24 protein-coding genes are annotated in these 26005 nt (G+C 62.9%); 15 read left to right on the top strand and 9 right to left on the bottom strand.

Annotated elements, in window-relative coordinates; all coding sequences use genetic code 11:
* Positions 1-6 precede the first annotated feature (6 nt).
* Both GGD40_RS25675 and GGD40_RS25670 read right to left on the bottom strand, forming a co-directional pair.
* Positions 7-612 carry a short chain dehydrogenase gene (locus GGD40_RS25675; protein ID WP_179745533.1) on the bottom strand — a complete coding sequence of 202 codons (606 nt, stop codon included), beginning with the start codon at positions 610-612 and terminating at the stop codon, positions 7-9.
* Positions 613-864: 252 nt separating this feature from the next.
* Positions 865-1317: a DUF3005 domain-containing protein gene (locus tag GGD40_RS25670; protein ID WP_179713951.1), complete on the bottom strand. Its 453-nt coding sequence runs from the start codon at positions 1315-1317 to the stop codon at positions 865-867.
* A gap of 322 nt (positions 1318-1639) precedes the next feature.
* On the opposite strand from GGD40_RS25670, the gene GGD40_RS25665 reads away from it, so the two are divergent.
* From GGD40_RS25665 to GGD40_RS25655, 3 genes are all read left to right on the top strand, one after another.
* Complete coding sequence (locus tag GGD40_RS25665; RefSeq protein ID WP_035559531.1) at positions 1640-1873, top strand: hypothetical protein; 234 nt, start codon at positions 1640-1642, stop codon at positions 1871-1873.
* 168 nt (positions 1874-2041) lie between these two features.
* The gene (gene epsC / locus GGD40_RS25660) at positions 2042-2968 is read left to right on the top strand and encodes a serine O-acetyltransferase EpsC (RefSeq protein WP_179711927.1); all 927 of its coding nucleotides are present in this window, start codon (positions 2042-2044) and stop codon (positions 2966-2968) included.
* 115 nt (positions 2969-3083) lie between these two features.
* A complete protein-coding gene (locus tag GGD40_RS25655; protein ID WP_179745532.1) occupies positions 3084-3905 on the top strand; it encodes an AraC family transcriptional regulator in 822 nt (273 codons plus the stop codon).
* Between the two features lie 30 nt (positions 3906-3935).
* Here GGD40_RS25655 and GGD40_RS25650 read toward each other — a convergent pair whose 3' ends face one another.
* From GGD40_RS25650 to GGD40_RS25640, 3 genes are all read right to left on the bottom strand, one after another.
* Positions 3936-4451, bottom strand: coding sequence for a metal-dependent hydrolase (locus GGD40_RS25650; protein ID WP_179745531.1), 516 nt, complete (start codon positions 4449-4451; stop codon positions 3936-3938).
* Between the two features lie 133 nt (positions 4452-4584).
* Entirely contained in the window at positions 4585-5028 is a 444-nt protein-coding gene (locus GGD40_RS25645) for a hypothetical protein (RefSeq protein ID WP_257030576.1), read from the bottom strand.
* Positions 5029-5245: 217 nt separating this feature from the next.
* Positions 5246-6397, bottom strand: coding sequence for a porin (locus GGD40_RS25640; RefSeq protein ID WP_179745530.1), 1152 nt, complete (start codon positions 6395-6397; stop codon positions 5246-5248).
* 627 nt (positions 6398-7024) lie between these two features.
* Between GGD40_RS25640 and GGD40_RS25635 the strand changes: the two genes are divergently transcribed.
* From GGD40_RS25635 to GGD40_RS25625, 3 genes are all read left to right on the top strand, one after another.
* A complete protein-coding gene (locus tag GGD40_RS25635; RefSeq protein WP_179745529.1) occupies positions 7025-7561 on the top strand; it encodes a hypothetical protein in 537 nt (178 codons plus the stop codon).
* A gap of 211 nt (positions 7562-7772) precedes the next feature.
* The gene (locus GGD40_RS25630; protein WP_179745528.1) at positions 7773-9749 is read left to right on the top strand and encodes a PhoX family protein; all 1977 of its coding nucleotides are present in this window, start codon (positions 7773-7775) and stop codon (positions 9747-9749) included.
* 106 nt (positions 9750-9855) lie between these two features.
* Positions 9856-10446: a hypothetical protein gene (locus GGD40_RS25625; RefSeq protein WP_179745527.1), complete on the top strand. Its 591-nt coding sequence runs from the start codon at positions 9856-9858 to the stop codon at positions 10444-10446.
* A 239-nt stretch (positions 10447-10685) separates the two neighbouring features.
* Here GGD40_RS25625 and GGD40_RS25620 read toward each other — a convergent pair whose 3' ends face one another.
* The gene (locus GGD40_RS25620) at positions 10686-11117 is read right to left on the bottom strand and encodes a hypothetical protein (RefSeq protein ID WP_179745526.1); all 432 of its coding nucleotides are present in this window, start codon (positions 11115-11117) and stop codon (positions 10686-10688) included.
* A 241-nt stretch (positions 11118-11358) separates the two neighbouring features.
* Between GGD40_RS25620 and GGD40_RS25615 the strand changes: the two genes are divergently transcribed.
* The 6 genes from GGD40_RS25615 to ggt all read left to right on the top strand — a co-directional run bounded on the left by GGD40_RS25615 (position 11359) and on the right by ggt (position 18112).
* Positions 11359-12066 (top strand): CDP-alcohol phosphatidyltransferase family protein, encoded by a 708-nt coding sequence (locus GGD40_RS25615; protein ID WP_179745525.1) that lies wholly within the window; start codon positions 11359-11361, stop codon positions 12064-12066.
* Complete coding sequence (locus GGD40_RS25610) at positions 12063-12875, top strand: HalD/BesD family halogenase (protein WP_179745524.1); 813 nt, start codon at positions 12063-12065, stop codon at positions 12873-12875. The genes GGD40_RS25615 and GGD40_RS25610 overlap by 4 nt, the downstream gene beginning before the upstream one ends.
* Complete coding sequence (locus GGD40_RS25605) at positions 12872-13891, top strand: lysylphosphatidylglycerol synthase domain-containing protein (protein WP_179745523.1); 1020 nt, start codon at positions 12872-12874, stop codon at positions 13889-13891. Before GGD40_RS25610 ends, GGD40_RS25605 begins: the two co-directional genes overlap by 4 nt.
* A gap of 27 nt (positions 13892-13918) precedes the next feature.
* Positions 13919-14683: a phosphocholine cytidylyltransferase family protein gene (locus GGD40_RS25600; RefSeq protein ID WP_035559502.1), complete on the top strand. Its 765-nt coding sequence runs from the start codon at positions 13919-13921 to the stop codon at positions 14681-14683.
* 159 nt (positions 14684-14842) lie between these two features.
* Positions 14843-16246, top strand: coding sequence for an MFS transporter (locus tag GGD40_RS25595; RefSeq protein ID WP_179747049.1), 1404 nt, complete (start codon positions 14843-14845; stop codon positions 16244-16246).
* Positions 16247-16378: 132 nt separating this feature from the next.
* On the top strand, positions 16379-18112 hold the full coding sequence (ggt, locus tag GGD40_RS25590) for a gamma-glutamyltransferase (protein ID WP_179745522.1): 1734 nt from the start codon (positions 16379-16381) through the stop codon (positions 18110-18112).
* A gap of 142 nt (positions 18113-18254) precedes the next feature.
* Here ggt and GGD40_RS25585 read toward each other — a convergent pair whose 3' ends face one another.
* Positions 18255-19316, bottom strand: coding sequence for a S1C family serine protease (locus GGD40_RS25585; protein WP_179745521.1), 1062 nt, complete (start codon positions 19314-19316; stop codon positions 18255-18257).
* 313 nt (positions 19317-19629) lie between these two features.
* On the opposite strand from GGD40_RS25585, the gene ppk2 reads away from it, so the two are divergent.
* Positions 19630-20556, top strand: a complete 927-nt coding sequence (gene ppk2 / locus GGD40_RS25580) for a polyphosphate kinase 2 (protein ID WP_179711947.1) — start codon at positions 19630-19632, stop codon at positions 20554-20556.
* A 135-nt stretch (positions 20557-20691) separates the two neighbouring features.
* Here ppk2 and GGD40_RS25575 read toward each other — a convergent pair whose 3' ends face one another.
* On the bottom strand, positions 20692-22275 hold the full coding sequence (locus GGD40_RS25575; RefSeq protein ID WP_179745520.1) for an inorganic phosphate transporter: 1584 nt from the start codon (positions 22273-22275) through the stop codon (positions 20692-20694).
* A 447-nt stretch (positions 22276-22722) separates the two neighbouring features.
* Between GGD40_RS25575 and GGD40_RS25570 the strand changes: the two genes are divergently transcribed.
* Entirely contained in the window at positions 22723-23592 is an 870-nt protein-coding gene (locus tag GGD40_RS25570) for a CHAD domain-containing protein (RefSeq protein ID WP_179747048.1), read from the top strand.
* Positions 23593-23608: 16 nt separating this feature from the next.
* Here the strand turns inward: GGD40_RS25570 and GGD40_RS25565 are convergent, their stop codons facing one another.
* On the bottom strand, positions 23609-24709 hold the full coding sequence (locus tag GGD40_RS25565; RefSeq protein WP_179745519.1) for a VTT domain-containing protein: 1101 nt from the start codon (positions 24707-24709) through the stop codon (positions 23609-23611).
* Positions 24710-24993: 284 nt separating this feature from the next.
* On the opposite strand from GGD40_RS25565, the gene GGD40_RS25560 reads away from it, so the two are divergent.
* On the top strand, positions 24994-25899 hold the full coding sequence (locus GGD40_RS25560) for a DMT family transporter (protein WP_179745518.1): 906 nt from the start codon (positions 24994-24996) through the stop codon (positions 25897-25899).
* Positions 25900-26005: the final 106 nt, after the last annotated feature.

Here is a 26005-nt window from a genome sequence, read left to right as displayed (position 1 = left end):
TCAGGATCAGTAACCGACGCGATACACGCGGCCCGTCTCCGCGCCTTCCACACTGCGCACATAAGCGAGCGCCGCGCGCTGTGCGGTCACCGGCTCGAAGCCGCGGAAGAAGGGCGCGTAAGCGTCGAGCGCTTCGGTCAGCACCGTCGGACTCACCACGTTGATACGGATGCCGCGCGGCAACTCGATCGCCGCGCCGCGCACGAAACCTTCGAGCGCCAGGTTGACGGTCGTCGCGCTCGCCCCGAGACGAATCGGTTCGTCGGCGAGGATGCCGCTCGTCAGCGTGAACGAACCGCCGTCGTTCATGTAATGCTGTGCGGCCAGCACCACGTTGACCTGGCCCATCAGCTTGTCCCGCAGGCCGACCCAGAACTGTTCGACGCTCATATCCGGCAGCGGCCCGAAATGCACCTTGCCGGTTGCGGTGACCACGCCGTCCACTTTGCCGATCTCGCGGAATAGCTGCTCGACGCTCGCTGGGTCGGTAATGTCGGCACGATACTGGCCGCGTGTTGCGCCGACTTCGATCACTTCATTGCGCGCCTTCAGTTCCGCGCTGACTGCCTGGCCGAGCGTACCGGTGGCGCCGATCACGACGATCTTTTTCATCTGCTGTTCCGTTGAGTGTTGATGTGCGCTTGATTGTGCCGAGGTTCGGCAAGGCGAAAAAGGCGCCACGGCGCGCAGGTCCTGCAACCTGGAGTTTCTAATCGCTGCGGTGCAATAGGCGCCGAGCGCAAGGCAAGGTCTAGAGCAAAACGCACACCGTTATTCAAACGGTGCGCGGGTTAACACATACGGTTTAATCGGGCCGCGCGCGCCGATTCAAACAGACGTAAAACATGCGCGAAATGCGAATGCTTATTTCACCCGATGTAATTCGATCACGCGCGCAGGCCGCAGATGATTGAGCGCGTAGTGAATGCGGCCGCGATCCTGGCGGCTGCCGATGGGGCGCGGATCGTCGAACTGATGATCGGCGGAATAGCCCTCTTGCGGCGCGACCATGCCGCGATCGATCACGGTGTAACCGGGTTCGAGCGCCAGCAGCAGATGATTGCCGCCGACCCGGCTGTCGAAACCGGCCATGCCGTCGAGCGCTTCCGGCACGCTGTTGACGAGCGTCGCGTTGGAGGTGGTGATCTCGTCGGGCGCGATCGGGCTGTGGCCCGCGATACGCGCGGCTTCGAGGTTCTTGCCGTCGGTGTCGACGGTGCTGTCGTGCGTGCGGTCGTTGTGCAATTCGGTCGTGACCGGACCGCTCGTACGCGGTTGCGCGCTGGTGTCTGCTGGCTTGTTGATATCGCTGTTCATCATGCATTCTCCTTGGAAGAGGACATGGGTGAAGTGCAGCAAAACCCGTTCCGCCTGGCACAAAACGTTGACGCGCGTGACTTGCACGGCGCTTGCGCCGCCTTACATACGGCGCGCATTTCGCCTGGCGATTACGTCCAGAATTCTTTTCATTTTTTTAATGGACGCGTATTTTCTACAGAGTATGATCTTACTCCGACGAGCGCAGCGCGGTTAAATCGACGACATTCGTCCTGCCATTTCATCGTGGCCGGTAACACGCCGCTAACAGGCAACCGTGCGCTACTGAAAACATTTATGGGGCCGTCAGGGCGGGTGACACATGCACTTCGATGCTGCATTCACACATCGCGGCTATTTGCTAAATTGCGCGCCTGCGCGCGCGGGCGATGGCTCCTGGCAACCCTATGTGGTCATCTCACGCTCGAGCGACGGCGAACTGGTCGCCAACCGTTTTTTCCCCACCGACTTGCGCTTTCCCGATGAAGGCGCCGCCATCGCGCATGCACGCGACTGGGCTGTGCGCTGGATCGACGCGAGCAGCGTGACCATCTGAATCCGACACGTCGCGCACCACGCACTACTCACCGCCACGCGTGCGAGCCGCATCCAGCAGAGCATCCAGCAGAGAAGAGCCCGAGCCGGCGCTGCGCGAGCCGCGGCAAAACGCGGTAATCTCTCACGACAATCACTCTGAACCGCGCCCGCGCGCGGCGCTGTCTTTATGCCTAATGTGCCTGCCCATAGCTGGGGTCTCGAACAGATCGTCGCGGACCTGCGCGCGTCGCGCGAAGAATTGCATCGCACACGGCATCCGCTCGGTATTCGCGAACTGCCGTCGCGCGACGCCGTGATCAACATCGTTGCCGGCCTGCGCGCGGCGTTGTTTCCCACGCACTACGGCGCGCCCGATCTGACGGATGAAACCGTCGACTACTACGTCGGCCACACGCTCGAAAGTACGCTGCGCCTGCTCGCGGAACAGATCCGCCGCGCGCTGCGTTTTCTGCCCGAGTTCGGCGCGACGCCGGACGCCGAACTGAAGGCGCGCGCGTTCAACGTGGCGCGCGAATTCGGCACGCAGTTGCCGGCCATTCGCGCGCTGCTGGTCAGCGACATTCAGGCGGCCTTTACCGGCGACCCGGCCGCGCAGCACATTACCGAAATTCTGCTCTGCTATCCCGGCGTGTGGGCCATGACGCATCATCGGCTCGCGCATGCGCTGCATCGGCTCGGCGTGCCGTTGCTGGCACGCTTTATCAACGAGATCGCGCATTCGGCAACCGGGATCGACATTCACCCTGGCGCGACCATCGGGCCGAGTTTCTTTATCGACCACGGCACGGGTGTCGTGATCGGCGAGACCGCGATCATCGGCGAACGCGTGCGGGTGTATCAGGCGGTCACGCTCGGCGCGAAGAGCTTCGCGGCGGATCTCGACGGCACGCTGATCAAGGGCAATGCGCGTCATCCGATCGTCGAGGACGACGTGGTGATCTACGCCGGCGCGACGATACTCGGGCGCGTCACGATCGGACGCGGCTCGGTGATCGGCGGCAATGTGTGGCTCACGCATAGCGTGCCGCCGGGCAGCAGCGTGTCGCAAGGCAAGATCCGCGAAGGCGAGCGCGGCGACGAGGGGCGCGGGTAATGCGCGGGTCTTGCAGTGAACGTGAGCTTCAGCTTCAGCGCCAGCGTCGGCTCCAGCTTCATCAGCTTCAGCTTCGGCGCCTGTCGTTGCCGAGCTGCTGCTGAGGCCGCCGATCATGTCACGCGGTCGCGTCCACATGCCTCGTTGTGCGCTGGCCGGCGTCGAAGCGACGGTGGCCGAAACCGCGCACGCGTTTCCGCGTCACTCGCATGATCGCTTTGGCGTCGGCGTGATTGTCAGCGGCGGGCATCGGTCGGCGAGCGGACGCGGCGTCGTCGAGGCGCGCGCGAACGACGCGATCATGGTCAATCCCGGCGAAGTCCACGACGGCAGTCCGCTCGACGAACGCGGCCGCGCGTGGCGCATGCTGTATTTCGAACCGTCGATGCTGACCGGCGTCGCCCGTGAACTCAACGGCATGGCGGCGCGCGAGATCGAGCTGACCCAGCCGGTCGCGCGCGATCCTCTGCTGAAGCGTCGGTTCGACAGGCTGTTCGCGGTCTCGGTAGAGACGCACGTCGTGCTCGACGATCTGATACGAGAGGAGGCGTTGCTCGACCTGCTCGGACATCTGGTCCGCGCTCATGCGACGCAACCGGCGCGCGTGTCGTTGGCGAACGCGTTGGGACCGATTGCGCGCGCGAAAGCACGCATCGACGACGATCCTTCCGCGTCGGTCACGCTAGCCGATCTCGCTGCCGATACCGGCCTGAGCCGCTTCCAGTTACTGCGTGGTTTCGCGCACGAAATGGGGCTGCCGCCGCACGCTTACCGGATGCAGCGGCGCGTGGCACTCGCGAGACAGTGGATCGCGCGAGGCGCGACGCTCGCGGATGCGGCGGCCGCCGCGGGCTTCGCCGATCAGAGTCACATGACGCGGGCGTTCGTGCGCTTGCTGGGCGTGACGCCCGCGAGCTACGCCGCCGCGATCCGCTGATCCGCTGATCCGCCGGGCTTCACCCAGTCATTACCCCGCTCGCAAATATCGCAGCATCGTCAACCCATGCACGCCATGCAGCCAGACATGCTGGCCGACGAACCACGCTGCGCCCCACGAAGCCGCTACCACGATCAGATCGCAATGTCCGCTGTTCCACAGATTCAACGAATGCCGCCTGGCGATCCACGGCACGCCGAGCGGATTCGGCCAATCGGCGAGCAGGTGCATCAGACCGCCGCACGCGAAGCCGAACGCCGGCGCGGCATAGACCGAATGGCCGAGCCAGTGATACGACGCCGCGAGCAACGCGAGCCAGCCCACGCCCCAATGCGTCAGCGTGCGATGCGTAATCCACAGACGACGCGCGCGCGACCACCACGCCACTTCGAGCCAGTCCGGCGCGGTACTGCCTGCCACGCCCGCGATAAAGCTCAGCAACACGCCGAGATGAAATGAACCGCCGCCGCCGACACGCGCGACCACCGCCGCCGCGATGACGCCGGCCGCAAACCCGGTTGCGTGATGTGCTTTGCTGGATGCCATCGAAACTCGCGCCGTCTGGAAGAACAAAGGGCGGCTATGTTCGCAGAAGCGCGGATAAAAAAATAGCCGATCCGCGAGTTAAAAAAATCGCGGTTCGGCGTGGCCTTCAATCTGCAAACAGGCGACGCGAATCTCAGGTCGCGCAGCGTGCGATGTCGAAGCGCATTTCGGGTTCAGGCGGATCGTCCGGCGCGTTCGCCGGATGCATCACCTTGATGACCGAGCCGGCGTTGTACGGCGTCAACGTTACGAAATACGAGTTGTTCGAATCGGAGCCGACGGCGATCTCGGTCGCACCGCCAACATTCGACATGCGCACGCGCGACAAGTGGCTTTCGAGGCAATCGGCGATGTAGGCGGGAGCGCGTTGCGACGACACGTACATCATTGGCTGGGAGGCGTCGCGGAGGGGACCGCTGGAGGAACCGCAGGCAGTGAGGCAAGCCGTCACGACAATAACGGGGACAACGGGGACAAGCAGGAAAAGTCTTTTCATGATCCGGTCGTCGGCGTCCCCGGTCAGGCACGGGAACTTGGGGCGCGGGCGAAGCGCGACGCAATGCAACGCGTGCGTCATGCTTCGCGACGAAGCCGCCGTTCAACCGCAACGACGTTGCGGCAGGCAAGGCAGCCGGGCTCAGTATACCCACCGCATGGCGACGCCGTCACTATCTGCCTGCGTCATACGCCGATCCGTAAGACCTATGAAAAAACCCGCGCGCGATCGTGTCGCGCGCGGGTTCGGCTGCAAAGCGGATCGATGCATCCGCTCCACAAAGTACCGCTGAAGAAACTTAGAAGCGGTGACGCAGACCGACGGCCGCGGCCACCTGGTTGCCGGTCGACGACGGCGCCAGCGTGTTGATCGACGCGACGTTCGCGCCGAAGTTGCCGAGCTCGCCCGACGCATGCTGGTACACGCCTTCGACGTACACGTCGGTGCGCTTGCTCAGCGAGTAGTCGCCTTGCAGCGAGACCGTGTGCCACTTCGGATCGCCGGAGCCGTTCGAGCCCGACATCTTGCCGTCGGTGAACGTGTACGACGCCGCGAGGCTCAAGGCCGGCGTCAGCGCGTATTTGCCGTTCAGCTCGTAGTTGTCGAGATGCAGGTTGGTGCCCGAGACGCCCGGCAACGTCACGCCGCCGACGTCCACACCGGTGATGCCGTCCAGTTGCGTGTGCGTGTACACGAAGCCGGCCGTTGCCGGGCCGTACGTGTAGTTGATGCCCGCGCCGAAGGTGCGCTGCAGGTTCGCCGCGACAGCGGCGGTGCCGTCGCCTTGCGACACGGCGCCGCCCAGGTTCGAGCTGCCCGACTGGTTCAGTTGCAGGTAAGCCGCCGCGACGCTCAACGGACCGTTGTCGTACGAAGCACCGGCGCTCCACGCGCGGTTGTTCGAGAACTGGCCGGCCGAGTTGCTGAAGCCATACAAGCCGCCGAACTTCAGGCCCGCGTAATTCGCGCTCGTGTACTTCACGGCGTTCTTGATCGAGAACGAGTTGTCCAGATTGTCGTTGTCGAACGGGTGAGCCGCGAGGTTGTTGCCGTAACCCGCGCCGGCTTCCGACAGCGGCCCGAGATAGTCGACCACGGAGTCGTATTGACGACCGAGCGTCAGCGCACCGTACTGATCGCTCTTCAAACCGACGAAGGCCTGACGATTGAACATCGTGCTGCTTTCCGTGTCCTGGCCGTTGTTCAGATTGAAGCCGTTTTCCAACGTGAAGATGGCGTGCAGACCGCCGCCGAGATCTTCGCTGCCGCGCAGGCCGAAGTACGTGTTCGACACCGAACCGCTGCCTTGCTGCCAGTTGTTGTGGCCGCCCTGGTTGTTCGAGTAGACGAGGCCGGCGTCCAGCGTGCCGTACAACGTGACGCTGCTTTGTGCGTGAGCGCTGATGGCGAACGCGCCCATGAGACCTGCTGCGATGAGGGTTTTTTTCATGTTTAGATAACTCCGGGACAGTGCATAGAGAATCGCATTCCAGTGCTGACCGCTGATTGCGCCGGCTGCCTGACGATCCGCAGCGAAGTGTATTCCTGCTATTCCGATCTTTAATCGCATATGACACAACAATGAATTTTCAAATTCGTAATGGCGGATTGAAATCAGGTAAGTGATGGTAAATAAAGAGGAATTGTTTAGCGCGGATAATTCGTGAATGCCTTGTCAATGCCGCGACGTTGCTCAATCGCGACGCCGCCCGCCATACGTTACGGGGAAAGGATCCGCAAGGGATTGACGCTAGCCCATGGATTCATTGCGTTTTCTGCAACGCACTCTTCCTGTTGAGATGATCTATCTTGTGGAATTACACCTCTACAATTGAGTCACCCTTTGACCAAGGGTGTCTTTTTCATCTTTTATACGCGGCCCACGGGCCGCGTTTTTTTATAAACTTTTTATAATAGATTTATAAGTTCCCGCGAATAAGGAAGCGGAATATTTCGAGTGACTCCAGGCTTATGCCGGCTTGTCCGTTCGTCAGAGGGCCACATTGGGCGCGAGCCGGGCAGGTAGAATCGTGTGCTTCAGATGTGTTTCCGCCCCGCGAACGTGAGTAAACCTGTAATGACCGATACACCCCTTCCATCGTCCGACAACGCTGCCGATATCACGACGGAAGGCTCGTCCGAACTGGACGAGACCGTGCACGAAGCACGTTTGTGGCGCGACGACGGCTGGACCGCGCGCGTCATCAAGAACGAAGACGACGAAGGCTGGGCCGTCGCCATGATCAAAGACGGCGAAGCGGAACCGGCGCTCGTCGGGCCGTGGACCATGGGCCGCAACAAGAAAGATCCGAAGCCGCTCGACACCTCGGCGTTCAATACGCTGGTGAAGACCGCGTCGGAAGTGCTGCGCCGCCACGAACAACAGCTGCGCGCGCAACTTCATAAAGAAGTGCGCGTGTCGAGCGCCGACGGCAACGACGAACTCGACATTACGCTAGACATCGTTCCCGACGAAATCGAGCCGTATGCGCTGCTGACCGCGCTCGACCCGTTCGGCGAACAGCTCGCGCAAGTTCAGGTTGCGCCGAACTTCAAGCTCAGCAAGGCGAGCGCGGTTGCGTGGGTCGAAAACGAGTTTCGTCGGCCAGGCTAACGGCAGGGCGGACGGCGCAAGGCGCAGGGTGGTGCGGGTTAGCTAACAGAAAGCTAAATTAAATATTACCAATAGCTGTCAATATACTTTCACATTCACTTCATAGAATCCTCGCGTCATAGCGGCGCGAGCGTGAGCCATGCGGTTTTGGGTCTGAGTGCGTGCCGACTGTGCATTCACCCACGCTACCTGAACCCTGGATCACAACAACATGGCAGAGCCGTTCGACCTTTCCCGCCGCAAGGCCCTGAAACTTCTGGCCGGCGCGCCGATGCTGCCGTTAGGCGGCCTCGCCACGGCGTCGATGCTGACCGCCTGCGGCGGCGGCAACGATCTGGCGGGCCCGGCGGCCACGCCCGTCGCGAATTTCACGTCGGCTTCGTTTGCCAGCATGCCGGCGCCGTCGCTGGCCAATCCGGCGCTGATGGCGACTACGACGGTCGGTTCCAGTCTGACCGTGTCGTATTCCGATGGCTCCAAACGGGCCTACAAGCTCGCCTATCAGCCGTTCTTCATGACCGGCGACATGGTGCCGGACGGCAAGGGCGGCACCGTGCTGGCGGGCGGTTACTTCGACATCAACAATCAGCCGATCTACGACAACACGGTGCCCGCGCAACGGCGCCAGTTTTTCTCGGATTCGCCGGACGGCACCTCGCTGCTGAAGATCGACGGCGCGAAGGTGGCCGGCGTCAAGGGCAACACGGTGTTCGCCGTGGTCCAGTTCGAATACACGACGCGCTCGCAGTCCGGTGCGGATATGTATGGCCGTCTGCCTTCGCCGATCGCCGTGCTCACGCTGGACCAGGATCCGGCTACCGGCAAGCTGACGCTCGTCAAGTACCACAACGTCGACACGTCGCCCGCGAATGGACTGTGGATCACGTGCGGCGCTAGCCTGTCGCCGTGGAATACGCATCTGTCCAGCGAGGAATACGAGCCGGACGCGTTCACGACCAGCACGAGCAATCTCGCGCAATACAAGGCGTACAACGAGAATCTGTACGGCAACACGAACATCGCCTTCAACCCGTACCTTTATGGGCATCTGCCGGAAATCACGGTCAAGGCGGACGGCACGGGCAGCGTCAGGAAACACTACTGTCTCGGGCGTATTTCGCATGAACTCGTGCAGGTCATGCCGGACAACCGCACGGTGCTGATGGGCGACGACGCGACCAACAGCGGCCTCTTCATGTTCGTGGCGGACGTCGAGAAGGATCTGTCGGCCGGCACGTTGTACGTCGCGAAAGTGGGCGCGGGCTTCTCGGTCGACCCGGCCGCGGCGGGCGCCGACCTGTCGTGGATCAAGCTGGGCCACGCGACGAGCGCGGAAGTCGAAGCCATGGCGAAATCGAACCGTCCGCAGGACGTAATCGACGTCAAATGGACCGATCCGGCCGACGCCAGCTACAAGAAGATTTTCGCCAGCGGCGCCGCGCAATGGGTTCGGGTCGTGCCGGGCAAGGAAAGGGTCGCGGCCTTCCTCGAAACCCATCGTTACGCGTTCCTGGCGGGCGGCAGCATGGGCTTCACCAAGATGGAAGGCACGACCGTCAACATTAAAGACAAGATCGCGTACTCGGCGTTGCAGAACATTGTCGATTCGATGGTGAAGGGCAACACGGCGAAGGGCTGGAATGCGGAGAGCAACATTTCCGTCGATGCCGCGATCAACGCCGGCGGTGTGCTTCAGCACAAGCTCGCGGGCGGCCAGAAGGACAACGGCGGCGCGGCGATCAACAGCGAGTGGGTGCCGGTGCACACCAGCGCGCTGCTGGTCGGCAAGGACATCACCGCCGACGCGCTCGGCAACAAGGCCGATCCGGAGCGGGTCGCGAATCCGGACAATCTGAAGTTCTCGGAGAAGCTGCGCACGCTGTTTATCGGCGAGGACAGCGGGTATCACGTGAACAATTTCCTGTGGGCGTACAACGTCGACACGAAACAGCTCACGCGTTTGCTGTCGACGCCGGCTGGCGCCGAATCGACCGGCTTGCACGCGGTCGACGAGCTCAACGGCTGGACTTACATCATGAGTAACTTCCAGCACGCCGGCGACTGGGGCAGCCAGCATACGCAGGCGTTGCGGGACACGCTCGAGCCGCTGGTGCGCGCGAACTATAAGGACCGGTTCGGCGCCTCGGTGGGGTATTTGACGGCGGATCCGGCGGCGGTGAAGCTTTAAGGGGAGTGGCTCGGCGTAGGGCCCGCTGCCTGCCCTAAGCCATCCGGCCGAGGAGTCAGCGAGGGGGATTCTCGCGATAATTTGCGGTTTCCCCCTTGGCCGGCCTATGAAGTGGATCTCGATTTTGCGACAAGGTTATATCGACGTGGCACGCGTTCGATATGACCTGTCGCATCTTGTCGCCAGCGCCTTCGCGCTGGATGTACCCGCTTCGGCGAAATTTCCCGCCGCCACGGCGAGGGTCCATGTCGAATATACGTCGCATTGCGTGTCGTTCGGCCCACGAGCGGAGGCGGCGCTCGATTTCGACGTGCTCGGCCGCGAGCGGAGGATAGTCGACCATCGGAATGTTGCGCGGGCATTCTGCGCGGACCGGCATCGCTGGTCGTGCCGGTTACCTGGAATCGTCGCCCAGCTTGGCGAGCGACGCTGCTATTTCACCGGGCACTCGAACTGGCTGGTCATCGAAGACATCACCGAACGCGGCGATCCCGTCGAATATGAGGTGTTCTTCCGCCTGCGGCGAGCCGGGGCGAGCGTATTGCGGCTTGTGATTGAAAGCGCCTACGTGCGCGACATCGCTAACCGAAAGCCGGGCGTTCCGCGCAATCGGCGAAGCATCGTGAGATTTCGTGTCATGGCGGCGAAAATTTTGAGGGGCGAACCCATTCGCGATCCGAGCCTCAATCGCCACTAGTGCGATTTCCGTGCGCCAAAAATAGGTGAGGCCCCACGTGGGGGCCTCATAACTTCGCGGGTGCGCTTGATCGGTGTGAACCGACGGTAACCAGCACGGCTGGACCCTGGCGAACCAGGAGGCAGATAGACGCCCTTGCGGGCCCCGAAAAATCCATCTGCAAAGATTATAACCCGTGAATCCCCGCGTATCTATCTACCTATTGTCCAACCCTGCTAGCGCCACACTGCCGGGCCGCCTCAGCTCCGTTTGCAGAAAATCGCCGTGATCAGCGGCGCCACGCGATGCACGATCGCCGTGCTGCCCGCGGCCGTAATCGCGCTCTGGACTTTGGATTGGCTACCGAATACCACCACGCCGTAGGCGGAGCGGGCGAGCGGCTCGCCGTCGCCGACGCGGAACATTGGGTCGTCTTTTTCGTAGCCGACCACCGCGAAAATACGGAACCCGTAAGCGGTCAGATCGGCGCCGGAGGTCGGCGAAAAGGCGTTGATCGAATTGCTCTCCACGCGTGTGGGCTTCGGATCGATCAACTGTTGTTGCGCGAGATCGGCAATGAACTGATGGCCGCTTTCATTGCACGCGAGCGGCGCGTCGAGGGCGACGGCATGGCTGGTAAGAGGTAGCGTGGCGGCCAGCGCAAGCCCTACGGAGGAAAAAAAGCGTTTCATAAAGGTGAACGGCAACCGGGGTTCGATGTAGTGTTGTTCGCAACGGGTGGCGTCGTCGCGTCAGGCACGAAAAGATGTTGCGCATCGAAGGGATCCCGCATGACCGGCGCAACTGGATTCGCACTTTATATCGATTCAGCAGATTCTGCTCATCCGCTAACCTATCGCGGTAATGAACCCACCTCAAAGAAACGGCCGGGAAGAAAGCAATCTTTCTCGATCCCGTATATATTTCCGGGTTATGAATTCGCGACCCCAAACTCCAATTAACGTTCCGCCGCCCAGAACATGGGACGCGCGGCTCGCCCGCCGACTCGTGACTCCGCTTGTGAACACCTGGGTCACGCCGAACCACCTCACCACGCTGCGCCTGCTGATCGGGCTGGCGGGCGCGCTGTGCCTCGCGCATGGCGGTTTCGCGTGGGCCAACGCCGGCGCCTTCCTGATCGTGCTGTCGAACTTCGTCGACCATACGGACGGCGAACTCGCGCGCATCGGCGGGAAGTCGAGCCGAATCGGTCATTTTTACGATCTCGCTTGCGACGCAGCCGTCACCGTCATGCTGTTCATCGGCATGGGAATGGGCGTGGGCGCCGCGCATATCGGCAGCCTGAAGGTCGAGCCGGGCTGGCTCGGCGCGCTGGCCGGCGTGGCCGTCGCGCTGATTTTCTTCCTGCGCATGCGGATCGAGGAAATGGCGGGCAAGGCGGGCACCAAGCAGGCCTCGGTCGGCGGTTTCGAAACTGAAGACGTGCTGTATCTGCTACCTATTGTCACGCTGACAAGCGTCGTCATGCCGTTCGTCGTGGTGGCGTCGATTGGCGCGCCGCTGTTCGCCGCGTGGGTGGTGGTCGACTACGGGCGCGCGTCGCGCCGAGCCGCTGTCGCTGTCGCGCCGGTCGTGACCGCCAGCGCTTCCGAAACCCGTCAGATGTGGGCCAGCGAATGAGTACGCAAGCCAACGACGACGTGATCGCCCCCGTTTCAGCCGAACGCTTGCCAGTTTCGGCGGCCGCGCCGAACGCGGACCGCGCGGTGTCGGGCCGCACGCGTACGTTCGACAACCCGCGTCTGCGCAAGGATTTCGCGGATCAGGGCGCGTTCCTCTATCTGGAGGATTTTCTCGCGCCGGAAGTCACCGCCCAGCTCGTCCACAGCGCGCGCTCGCTGCTCGACGAAGTCAATCGCAACTATCTGCCGGGTCACAAGCAGGGCGGCAGCGTGAGCCGTCATACGATCGACCGCCTCGCGCCGTTCGTCGCCGAGCTGTACCGCTCGAAGGAACTGATCGGCTGGCTCGAGCAACTGAGCGGCGACAAACTGCAGCTTTCGCCCGCCGACGATCCGCACGCGTACGCGTTGTACTACTACACGCGACCGGGCGACCACATCGGCTGGCACTACGATACTTCGTACTATGACGGCCGCCGCTACACCCTGTTGCTCGGCGTGATCGACGAATCGTCGTGCCGACTCGACTACGAGTTGCACACGCGCAATGCGGACGTGCCGGATCAACCGGGCTCGGTGCAGATTCCACCGGGCGGCCTCGTGTTTTTCGATGGCGACAAGCTGCGCCATCGCATCACGCCGGCCGGCGCGAACGAAATGCGCGTATCGCTGACGTTCGAATACGTGACCGACCCGAACATGCGGCCGTGGCGCCGCTTCATCTCGAACATGAAAGACGCGATCGCGTACTTCGGTTTCCGCCAGGTATTCCGTCAGATGACCGCGCGCGGCAAGGATCGGTCGTGAGTCGCGCGGCCCTGATTCTGCTGTCGATCGGGACGGCGCTGTTCGTTGGCTTGCTTGCGTGGCAGGGTTTCGGTTCGGTTGCGTCGACGTTGCTTGCCGCCGGTTGGGGGCTCGCGCTCGTCGCGCTGTTCCACGTCGTGCCGCTCGTGCTCGACGCCGGCGCGATCTCCGTGCTGTTCCGCCGCCGTCACGACGGCGTGCATCACGATCTGTCGCTGCGCGACGCGCTGTTCGGGCGCTGGATCGGCGAGTCGGTGAACAGTCTGCTGCCAGCCGGTCAGATCGGCGGTCCGGTCGTCATGGTCCGGCAACTGTCGCAGCGCGGCATGCGCATGCGCGACGCGGCCGCAGCGATCACCGTCAGCACCACGGCGCAGGCGCTCGCGCAAATCATCTTCGCGCTGGGCGGGCTGCTGCTGTTCGGCGCATACGCCGCGCACGGTGCGTTGCACGATCTGCAAACCGCCACGCTGATCGCTACCGGCGTGCTCGGCGCGATGATCGTCGGTTTCTACTATGCGCAGCGGCGCGGACTATTCGGCCGCCTGCTCGGCGTGGTGTCGAAAGTATTCGGCAAGCGCGACTGGTCTTCGTTGATGACCCGCGCCGAAGCCGTCGACGCCGCCGTGCAAGCCATGTACCGCGAACGCGGCCGGGTGGCGGCGAGCTTCGCGTTGAGCCTCGCCGGCTGGATCGTCGGTACGGTCGAAGTGTGGCTTGCGTTGCGCTTTCTCGGTCATCCGGTCGACTGGGTCGACGCGCTGCTGCTGGAGAGCCTGGGCCAGGCGATTCGCGGCGCAGCGTTTATGATTCCGGGTTCGCTCGGCGTGCAGGAAGGCGGTTATCTTCTGCTCGCGCCGCTGGTCGGTTTGCCGCCGGAAGCCGCGCTGGCGTTGTCGCTGGCCAAGCGCGCGCGCGAAATCCTGTTAGGCTTGCCGGGCTTGCTGGTTTTGCACTTCAGCGAACGAAGCTGGCAACGGCGGCGCGCCACAGGGCGCGTGTCGGTTGTCGATTAAACTCCGTATTTTTTCAAAGGACCGCGCATGCGTGCCATCATCCTCGCAGCGGGCCTCGGCCTGCGTCTCCAGCAACCGCCGCAAGCTCAGTTTCCGAAGTGCCTGTTGCAGTTCGACGGCATGAGCCTGCTCGAGCGGCATCTGCAAATGCTCGAAACCGCCGGCGTGACGGACGTCGTCCTGGCGCTCGGCTTCCAGCCGGAGTCGGTGCAGGGAGAACTGGAACGCATCAACTGGCCGCATAAGGTCGAAACCGTGCTGAACACGCGTTTCGATCTGGGCAGCGTGCTGACGGTGCACACGGTGGCCGATGCGTTGACGCGCGGCGGCGACGTGCTGCTGATGGACGCCGACGTGCTGTACGACGAGCGCATCCTGAACGCGCTGGTGGCGGGCGAGACGGTCAACCGCCTGTTGATCGACCGTGATTTCGAAGCTGGCGACGAACCCGTCAAGCTGTGTCTGAAAGACGGCGTCCCGGTCGAACTGCGCAAGCAGCTCGCCGTGAATCTCGACTACGACACGATCGGCGAGTCGGTCGGCTTCTTCCGCTTCCGCCAGGAAACCGCGCAGCGTTTCGCGGAGATCGTGGCCGGCTACGTCGAGAGCGGCCGCGCTAACCTGCCGCATGAAGAAGCCGTGCGCGATCTGCTGCTGGAACGCACGCAGGTGTTCGACACCGCGGACGTGACCGGCGCACCGTGGATCGAGATCGACTTCCCGAACGACGTTGCGCGCGCGAGCACCGAGATCCTGCCGCAACTGCAACCGCTGGTCAGCGCGTCGCGCTAAGTCTTCTCCCGCGTCTTCGCTGAGCGAAGACGCAACGATCAAAGAGCCGGTTCGATACCGGCTCTTTGCCGTTTACGGCTCGCACAACAACATGTGTTGCCGATGCGATGCCATAATCGACGCTTTACATCGACGGCCTTGCAACCCGTCGCCATGCCAATGCCTCTCGCTTTAGGCACTTTCATTGTTCCGCTGATCGTCGCGTGTGCGATGTTCATGGAAAACGTGGACGGCACGGTCATCGTGACGTCGCTGCCGGTTCTGGCGCGCGATCTCGGCCAGGACCCCATCACCCTCAAGCTGGCCGTCACGGCGTATGTGATCGGTCTCGGCGTGTTCATTCCCATCTGCGGCTGGGTGGCCGACCGCTTCGGTTCTCGCACGGTGTTTCGCACGGCCATCGGCATTTTCATGGCCGGCTCGCTGATGTGCGCGGCCTCCACGTCGCTCGGCATGTTCGTGATTGCGCGCTTCGTGCAAGGCATTGGCGGCGCGATGATGGTGCCGGTGGGACGCATCATCATCTTCCGTTCGGTGCCGAAGTCGGACTTCATCCGCGCGGTCAATTATCTAACGGTGCCGGCGTTGCTCGGACCGGTGGTCGGGCCGCCGCTCGGTGGTTTCATTACGACCTATCTGCATTGGCGTTTGATCTTCTTCGTCAATATTCCCATCGGGCTGCTGGGCATCTGGCTGGCCAACAAACACATCGCCAACGAGCGCGAAGCGCATCCTGGACGGCTCGACTGGACCGGCTTCATCTTGTCCGCGAGCGGCGCGTCGCTCTTCATGCTGGGCCTCTCGCTGGTGGGTGGCGAGTTGGTGTCGAACACGGTATCGGTCAGCATGTGCGTGACCGGCGTGGTGCTGCTGGTGCTGTATTGGCTGTACGCGAGCCGCGTCGAAATGCCCGTGCTCGACTTGCGCCTGCTGCGCATTCCGAGTTTTCACGCGAGCGTGGTGGGCGGCTCGCTCTTCCGGATCGGACTCGGGGCCGTGCCGTTTCTGTTGCCGCTTGCGTTGCAGGAAGGCCTCGGCATGACGGCGTTCAAGTCCGGGTCGATCACCTGCGCGTCCGCCTTCGGATCGATCTTCATGAAGGCGGCGGCGTCGCGCATTCTGGAGCGTTTCGGTTTCCGCACCGTGCTGATGTTCAACGCGGGTTGCGCGGGCCTGGCGATCGCGGTCTACGGCCTGTTCTTTCCGGGCACGCCGCATTGGTTGATCTGGTGTGTCGTGCTGTTCGGCGGCTTCTTTCCGTCGTTGCAATTCACCTCGTTGAACACGCTCGCGTATGCGGATATTCCGAGCCGCGACGTCGGCCGTGCAACGAGTGTTGCGAGTGTGATCCAGCAGATTTCGTTAGGGCTCGGCGTGACGATCGCGGGGATCGTGCTGCAAATTTCGCATAACGTGCAGGGCCATTCGAGCATCGTGTTCTCCGATTTCTGGCCGGCGTTTATCGTGGTCGGACTGTTTTCGTTCATGTCGATTCCGATCACCGCACGCCTGCCGCAAGGCGCCGGCGACGAGATCGCGCGCGGCAGTCGGGGCCGCGCGTAACACTGAATTTTGCGCGTCGCCGCATCCGTACTAAGGATTTTCGCGGCTTCGCAAAGAGGTGGCTTGCATGTTATAAGCCCAAGGCAGCTCTCGTTCTTGTCAGGTGAAAGAGTCGTTTTTGGGGGATAGTCAATGAGGTTGTTTCGCAACGCCAAATCGTCCGCCAGCGGATTCGCGCTGGTCGCACTCATTTCTGTTTCAACCGGGTTTCTCGAGGCCACGCCCGCTGTCGCGAAGACCGCGGCTAAGGGCCAGCCAGCCGTTCTCACGGCCTCCGCCATCGCGGTCGCGGACAAGTACAGCGCCGACGCCGCCGAACAGATCTTCAAGGAAGGCGGCAATGCCGTCGACGCGGCCGTTGCGATCGCCTTCACGCTTGCCGTGACGTATCCGGAAGCGGGCAACATCGGCGGCGGCGGGTTCATGACGCTGTATGTCGACGGCAAGCCGTACTTCCTCGACTATCGCGAACGCGCGCCGCTCGCCGCGACCAAAAACATGTATCTCGACGACAAGGGCGAGGTCATCAAAGGCATGAGCCTGTTCGGCTATCGCGCGGTGGGCGTGCCGGGTACCGTGGACGGCATGTGGCAGGCGCAGCGCCGGTTCGGCAAGCTCAAGTGGAAGCAGGTGCTCGCACCGGCCATTCACTATGCACACGACGGCTTCGAGGTCAGCCAGCAATTGCAGCAACGCCGCGACGATGCCGCGAAAGACTTCGCCGGCAAGACCAACTTCGACACGTACTTCGGCAATCTGAAGGAAGGCGTCAACTTCAAGCAACCGGATCTCGCCGCCGTGCTGCAGCGTATTTCGGATCAAGGCGCGAAAGATTTCTATCAGGGCAAGACGGCCGATCTGATCGCCGCGTCCATGCGCGGCCACGGTCTGATTACCAAGGCCGACCTGCAGCAGTACAAGGCCGTCTGGCGTACACCGATCCAGGCCGACTGGAACGGCTATCGCGTGTACACCGCGCCGCCGCCGAGCTCGGGCGGTATCGGCCTCGTGCAGTTGCTGAAGATGAAGGCCGACATCGCGCCTGATTTCAAGGACGTCACGCTCAATTCGGCGCAATACGTGCATCTGATCGCGGAAATCGAGAAGCGGGTCTTCGCGGACCGCGCGCAGTATCTCGGCGATCCGGACTTCTACAAGGTGCCGATCGCGCAATTGACCGACGACGCGTATCTCGCCAAGCGCGCGGCCGAAGTCAATCCAAACACCCCGTCGGACACGAAGAGCGTGCAACCGGGTCTCGGCACGACCATGCCGGAGAAAGCCGAAACCACGCACTTCTCGGTCATCGACAAGTGGGGTAACGCGGTGTCGAATACGTACACCATCAACGGCTATTTCGGTTCGGGCGTGGTGGCGGATCGCACCGGCATCGTGCTGAACGACGAAATGGACGACTTCTCCGCGAAGCCGGGCGTGGCGAATATGTTCGGCGTGGTGGGCAGCGACGCGAATTCGATCGAACCGAAGAAGCGTCCGCTGTCGTCGATGAGCCCGACCATTCTCACTAAAGACGGCAAGGTCTCACTGGTGATCGGCACGCCGGGCGGGTCGCGCATCTTCACGTCGATCTTCCAGGTGATCAACAACATTTACGACTTCAACATGCCGCTGCAGGACGCGGTGGCGGCGATGCGTTTCCATCATCAACTGTTGCCGCCGAACACGATCTTCTGGGAGCCCTACAAGCCGATCGAGGGTGAACTTGCCCAGCAGATCGAGGCGAAGGGTTATACGCTGAAGGGTCAGGATTTCAGCGGCGACATTCAGGCGATCAAGGTGAATGGCGATACGCCGGAAGCGGCAGCCGATCCGCGCGGCCGTGGTGTGACGCGGGTGATTCCGTAAGTGTCTGAGTGACGCCAGGCGGTGCGGTTTTGTTGATGCACCGCGGGTCGAAGATAGAAGGCCTCGCGCTTAATTGAGCGCGAGGCCTTTTTCGTGCACGCCCGAAACGTAAGCGCGTCGACACAAACTGCAAACCGCAAACTCAACTCGTCTGTTCGACCGGCGTCAACGTCAATTCAAGCCGCTGTGCGCCGCGCAATACCGTCACGTTCACCGGTTTATCGATCCGCGATGCGTCGAGCGCGCGCTGCAGACCATCCACGTCCTGCACGGCGAGTGCGTCGATGGCGACGATCGTGTCGTCGGTACGCAACCCGCCGAGCGAGGCCGGACTGCCTTTGACGATTTCCATCACGTATACGCCGCTTTCCGAGCTCAAGCCGAAATAGCGCTGCACGCGCCGCGCGAGCGGCGTCGTGGTGCCGGCCACGCCGATATACGCACGCCGTACCCGGCCATGCGTGAAGATCTGCATGATGACCCACTTGGCGGTATCGATTGCCGTGGCGAAACAGATGGCCTGCGCGCCGGGAATGATCGCGGTATTCACGCCGATCACCTGGCCGGCCGAATTGATCAGCGGACCGCCGGAATTGCCGGGATTCAGCGCGGCGTCGGTCTGGATCACGTCATAGATCATGCGGCCGGAGTTCGAGCGGAGCGAACGGCCGAGCGCCGACACGACGCCGGTGGTGACGGTTTGTGCGAGCCCGAGCGGATTACCCACCGCGATCGCAATCTGGCCGACGCGCAGCTTTGACGATTCGCCGAGTTCGACATGCGGCAACGGCTCCGGCGAGCCGATCCGCAACACGGCGAGATCGCTGCCTGGATCGTCGCCGACCAGATCGGCATCGAATTTCGCGCCGTCGGCCAGCGTGACCTTGATGTGCGTGGCGCCGTGCACGACGTGGCTATTGGTGAGCAGATAGCCGTCGGGCGTGAACAGAAAGCCTGAGCCGGTACCGCCGCGCGCGCCTCGCTCACGGCCTCGCCCGTGCGCTTGCCCGGATGCCTCGCCGGGCAGCCGGCGTTCGACGGAAATGAAGGCGACCGCCTGCTGCACGCGTTCCAGCGCGCCGATCACGGTGCGGGAATAGGCGTCGAGTAGCGTGTCGTCGGATAAGGGATTGAGTGGATTCGGCCCGGGGGCGTCGGATGCGGCGCGCGACAGGCCATCGATGAAGCGTGGGCGGCTTCCCATGGCGATGCTCCGGATAAACGGGTACGCAGATGCGGGGCATCGCCAAAGTTTTCAAGTCCATGCAGCAGGCGGCGCCGGGCGACGCCGCAAAAGTCGCTATCATGGTTGACGACAAGGTGAGCCAGCCCCGCCTGCCCCGCAATCGTGCGCCTACGTGCCCAAGCGTGCCCCTATGTGCCCACTCGCACCTGCAGGGAGCCGAAATGCGGCCGCGGCGGTAACACGGCTGACACCTCGCGCTTCGATAATCGAACGCGTTCGCGTCGGACTTCTCGCCGCGCGCTTAACCATTTCCGTTGCCAGGAGAGCCGCAATGAAAGAGCAGGATCCGAGACCTGAAGCTGAAATGCTCGCAGAGCGGCAACGCCGTTTCGAGGAAGACCTCATCGACGCTTACGACGAAGAGCTCGAAATGGAAGTCGACGACCGCATTATCGACGGCGCGGAGGGCTTCACGCCTGAGCATCGCGAAGCCCGCAAGATGTACTTCCGCGAGTTGTTCCGTTTGCAGGGCGAGCTCGTCAAACTGCAGGACTGGATCGTGCAGACCGGCCATCGCCTCGTGGTGATTTTCGAAGGACGCGACGCGGCCGGCAAGGGCGGTGCGATCAAACGCATCACGCAGCGCCTCAATCCGCGCGTGTGCCGCGTGGCCGCGTTGCCCGCGCCGAATAACCGCGAACGCACGCAGTGGTATTTCCAGCGTTACGTTTCGCATCTGCCGGCAGGCGGTGAAATGGTGCTGTTCGACCGTAGCTGGTACAACCGTGCGGGTGTCGAGCGCGTGATGAATTTTTGCAGCGACGAAGAATACGAAGAGTTCTTCCGCTCGGTGCCGGAATTCGAAAAGATGCTGGCGCGCAGTGGCGTGCAGATTCTCAAATACTGGTTTTCGATTACCGACGAAGAGCAGGAAATCCGCTTCCAGAACCGCATTCACGATCCGCTGAAGCAGTGGAAACTGAGCCCGATGGATCTGGAAAGCCGCCGTCGCTGGGAGGCGTACACGCAGGCGAAAGAAGTGATGCTGCAGCGCTCGCATATTCCCGAGGCGCCGTGGTGGGTCGTGCAGGCGGTCGACAAGAAGCGCGCGCGCCTGAACTGCATTCATCATTTGCTGAGCCAGATGCCGTATCACGAGGTTGAGCATCCCACGATCGAACTGCCGGCGCGGGTTCATAACGACGAATACAGCCGCCAGCCGGTGCCGACGTCGATGATCGTGCCCGAGCTTTACTAAGCACTAAGCGACCGAGCGCTTCCCGGCGCTCGGCACAACAAAAAAGCGCGGCCTGTGAGCCGCGCTTTTTTCATTCAGACTCGCCGATCCCGCGAACGTCACTGCGGACCGGCGGCTTCTCTTCAAAGACGTTCTTTAGAACACCATCCGGAACACCCAATACAAGCCTCCGGCGAGTGCGATCGACACCGGCAGCGTCAGCACCCACGCGAGGATCAGGCTGCGCACGGTGCCCCATTGCAAACCGGAGCCGTTAGCCGCCATCGTGCCCGCCACACCCGAGGACAACACGTGCGTTGTCGAAACCGGCAGACCGTACATATCGGCCGCACCGATCGTCAGCATCGCGACGACTTCAGCCGACGCCCCCTGTCCATACGTCAGATGCTGCTTGCCGATCTTCTCGCCGACCGTCACGACAATCCGCTTCCAGCCGACCATCGTGCCGAGGCCCAGTGCAATCGCCACCGCGACCTTCACCCACGTCGGAATGAACTTGGTGGCGTGATCGGTTTGCGACTTGAAGTTGTCGATGGCCTTGGCGTCTTCCGGCGCGAACGCCGGTTGTTTCGCCTTCTCCATCAGGCGGATGGCTTCGGAGGCCACATACATGTTGTTGCGCACGTTATCGACGATACCTTGCGGCACCGAGCCCATCGAGCCCGATTGCCCAACCTGTTGACCGATCTGCTCCGTGAGTTGCTGCAATGCCGGCAAGGTAGCCGGCGCCAACTGACGGGTGCGGACATAGGCTTCGACGTCGCCGCGCGGATTGGTGGACGGCGCGGCGCCTTGCGTGTATTTGCCGAGCGTGACCGACGCGTGTTGCGCGACCGCCAGGTACGTTTGCGTTTCCGCCGGCGTGACCGCCTTGTTCAGCGCATACGCGGTCGGCACCGTGCCGATCAGGATCAGCATGATGAGGCCCATGCCCTTCTGACCATCGTTCGAACCATGCGCGAACGACACGCCCGTGCAGGTCAGAATCAGCAGGCTGCGAATCCAGAACGGCGGCGGTTCTTTGCCCTTCGGTTCGGCATACAGCGCGGGAATCCGCACCACGGCTTTCAGAATCAGCAGCAGCAACGCCGACGCGAGAAAGCCCACCAGCGGCGAAAACAGCAGCGACTTGCCGACGCCGAGCGCCTGATTCCAGTCCACGCCGCTCGTGCCGTTCGCGCCGTGCATCAACTGATTCATCAGACCAACGCCGATGATCGAGCCGATTAGCGTGTGCGAGCTCGACGACGGCAGCCCGAAATACCACGTGCCGAGGTTCCAGATGATTGCGGCGATCAGCAGCGCGAAGACCATCGCGAAACCGGCGCTGCTGCCCACCTGCAAGATCAGTTCGACAGGCAGCAGTTGCAGCACGCCGAACGCGACCGCGCCGGTCGAGGTCAGCACGCCGAGGAAATTCCACGTACCCGACCACACCACCGCGAGGTTCGGTGCGAGCGAATGCGTGTAGATCACCGTGGCGACCGCGTTGGCGGTGTCATGGAAACCATTGACGAATTCGAAGCCGAGCGCGATCAGCAGCGCCACGCCGAGGAGCAGATACGGTAGAACCGAACTCTCGCGGACCGGTTGCAGATCGTCCACCAGATGCATGGCGCAGTAAGCAGCGCCGATAGCGATAACCGCGAAGAAGATGAGGAGGCTGAGATTGCGGCCTTTAGCAGCGGTGCCCGGTTGCGGATACGAAAGTTCCGGCATGACTTGTGCCCCAAGAATTGTTTGTCGCGGAACTACCGATCCTGCGGGGCACGTGTGTCGTAATGATGACAACGACATGACACCCCGGCGGGACCAGCGTCGCGCGGGAAGGCACGCGGGTAAAGGCTGCGGGCCGTTTCAATGAACGCTTGACTGAAAGCTGGCGGATATCGATCGTCAGATGTCCGAAAACAACTGCATGTTGTTTGCATGCATGTCACACGGGTGACGGGCGCGGATTTTGTGCATTCGCGCGAGCGGCGACTCGTATGTTGAAGATAGTCGGTGATACGGCGTCGCGCTATCGAACCCGGTAAAAATATCTTCCTGTCTGGAGTCAGGGTCGCGCACTTTCTCCCGAATAGTGCTGCGGCGAAGCCGCGCGCCGAGCCCCGCTGGGCGCTTTTTTTGCTACGCTCCAGAAGGGAACGGGAAAAAGGGGCGCCAATGAACCGCGAGCACCGGAAAATGGACAAGCACGTCGCCGAGAGCAAACCGGGCGGCGCGGAACCTTCGGCGCAGGCCGCGTTCACGGCCTACGCCGAGCCGCTCGTCGACGAAGCGATCGAAGAGGGCAAAGCGGTTCGCGAGGACGCCTCGCCCGAAGCGCTGCACAAGTTTCGCGTGTCGCTGCGGCGTCTGCGTTCTCTTTGGTGGGCCTTCCAGCCCTTGCTGGAGCAAGCCGAGAACACGCGGCAACGCGCGCTATATAAGTACCTGGCCACGGCCGCCGGCAAGACGCGCGACTGGGACATCCTGGGCGAGTTACTGAGCCGCAGGAAAAGCGCCGCGAGCGGCCTCGCGCCCGGGCTTCAGCAAGCACGTGACGACGCCCTGGCCACTAGCCGGGAAACGCTGTCGAATGCGGACGTCAAGCATTTGCTGCGCGAGGCGCTGAGCAGCGCCGCCAAGGAATTGAATACCGCGCCCGAGCGCGTGCCGCTGCAAGAGTTCGCCAATCAACGCGTGGCGGCTTCGGAGCGCGCCTTGAAAAAGCGCATGAAGCGCGCGCGCCGGGCGAAGCGTGCCAACTACACGGCCTTTCACGATGTCAGAAAGGAAGGCAAGAAACTGCGCTATTTGCTGGAGTTTTTCGCGCCGGTCTTGAGCGGCGGCCATAAGCGCACGCTCAAGCGTTTAAAACAGATTCAGAAACGCTTCGGGACGCTAAACGATATCGTCGCCAGCGAAATGCTGCTGCGTGACAACGCCGCATTGCTCGCCGACACGGGCGACACCGACGCGGCGCTTCACTGGCTGAAGAAAGAGCGCAAACGGCGCATGCGCTCGGCCGCCAGTCTGCTGCGCAATCACTGAGGCCAAGCCGCGCGGATCACGTGCTCTGACTGCGGCGCGGCGCGAAGCCGCGCAGCGTGATCGCGCCGCGGCTTTCGTCGTGAATGTCTTGAATGCCGCGAAAGTTGCCGCGCGTGCCGCTGGTTTCGTCGTCGGGCGGCTGCAGCGGTCGTCTGCCGCTGGTCGATTCGTCGGGCGGCCCGAGCGGCTCGACAGGAAAACCGCGCCGTTGCCATGCGTCCAGCCCACCTCTCAACGCGCGAATCCGCGTATAGCCGCCTAGTCGCATGCGCTGCGTGATCTCCACCGCGGTCGCGCTATCCGGGCAAATGCAGTAAATCACCATGTCGTACGCGCGAAGCGCAACGTCGATCTGCTCGGTCGAGTGCGGATCGAGCGCGAGCGCGCCGGGAATCGTGCGCTGCGCGTCGAGCGCGAGGGCTTGCGGACGCGCGTCGAGCACCTTGGGCGGCACGATCCGCCGCCAGCCGCGAGGCGCGTCTTGCGATGCCTCCGCCGATGCCGCCCGCGCGAATCGCCGCCGTTCCCGCCGCCGCTGTTGCATCCGGTAGAGCAGGTAGACGAGCGCGGCGCCCAGCAGAATATCGATCACCGTCCCGCCGCGCGCTTTCACCAGGTCGAGCAGCATGTGCAACTGCCGTTCCGCCGCAGCGCCGCCGAGCAGCCAGAAGTTGGCCCACGCGAGCACGCCCACCAGATCCCAGACGGCGTAAATACGCGTGTCGACGGCTGTCGTGCCCATTAGCGGCGGGGTGATCAGCGCGAGGCCGGGGACGAACTTCGAGATCGACACGAGCGGCACGCCGAAGCGCTCGAACAGCGAGCGCGCTTTGTCGACCTTGGAATCGATCGCGGGCGAGAGTCGGCCGAGCGCGGCCATCAGCTTGCGGCCGTAAAGGCGGCCGGCGGTGAACCACGCGGCGTCGCCGATCAGTGCGCCGAGCACCGCGGCGCACAGGATCGGCCAGAACGACAGCGTGCCGGCGGCGATCGCGGAACCGGCGAAAAGCAACACGGGCACTGCGGGAATCGGCACGCCGAGGCGCGTCAACAGGACGTTGATGAACACGAACGCGCCACCCCAGGTTGCCACCGCCGAAGACGGAAACTCTACCAATTGAGCAGCTCCTGTTATTGCGTTTGGGCCGGCTTGAAGCGGCCTTCGTTAGTGTGCCTGCAAAGTGCGTTCCCGACGGGTGTGATGGCCGACATGCGTGTTTTGCGCGCGCGGCCAACGCGTCCAACCTTGCTGAGCATACTCGATGAGTTCCGCGCCGGGGTTGGCGTCGATCCGCTCGCCAGCACGCTCATCAATCCGCTGCAATTTCGTTCAAGACCGCTCGTCGCCCGCGCGCCTATTCTGCCTGCTCGTTTCAATGCATCCACGAAGAGGACGGCACCATGAATTCGCGGCATCTCGGATACCTGTTTTGCGCACTGGCGATGCTCGGCGTCGGCAGCACGGTGGTAGTCAGCAAATCGATCGCGGCCGGCTTGCCGCCGTTCAGTGCGACCGCGCTGCGCTTCGCGATCGCGTTTCCGCTGTTCTTGCTGGTCATGCGCTGGCGCGGCGTACGCTGGCCGCGTCTGGATCGCCACGACACGTTGCTCGTGATCGCCCAGGCCGGCGCGGGCAGCGTCGGCTATACCGTGCTGCTGATCAGCGGCATGAAACTCGCGTCCGCTGCGGATGCCGGCGTGATTGCCGGCACCTTGCCCGCGGTGTCGGCGGCCGTGGCGATGCTCGCGCTCGGCGAGCGTCCGGCGCCGGCCTTGATCGGCGCGATCCTGCTGGCCACGGCGGGTGTGCTGGTGTGTACCGTCCATCCCGGCGATTTCACCGCGCCGCATGTGGCGAGTTCGCTGATGGGTAATGCGCTGGTGTTCGCGGCGATTGTCTGCGAGGCGCTTTTCATTCTGCTCAACCGCAAGCTGCACCAGCCGGTCGCGCCGCTGCCGCTGTCGGCGTTGATGTGCGGCATCGGTTTCGCGGTCGCGATCGTGCCCGCCTGCTTCGAGCAACCGTGGATGCTGCCGGTCGACGCGCACGCGCTGGCTGGCGTGCTGTACTACGCGCTGGTGCCGACGGTGGCGGGTTTCGTGCTCTGGTATGCGGGCGCCGCGCGGATCAGCGGTGCGGAGGCCGGATTGATGACCGCGCTGGTGCCGGTCAGCGCGGTGGCCCTGGCGGCGCTCGCGTTGCGCGAGCCGGTCAGTGCGGCGCAACTGACCGGCGTTGCGTGCGTGCTCGGCGCGGTGTTGCTTGCCACCCTGGGCCGGATGGGCGCCGCGCGAAGCACGGTGTGACGTACCGCATGAAGCACCGCATGAAGCACCGCATGAAGCACCGCATGAAGCACCGCATGACGTACCGCATGGAGCACGGCATGACCGCGGCCTGAAGCACGACGCG

It is taken from the genome of Paraburkholderia bryophila (assembly GCF_013409255.1).
Classification (GTDB): Bacteria; Pseudomonadota; Gammaproteobacteria; order Burkholderiales; family Burkholderiaceae; genus Paraburkholderia.
This window is presented reverse-complemented; position numbering and strand designations above follow the sequence as displayed.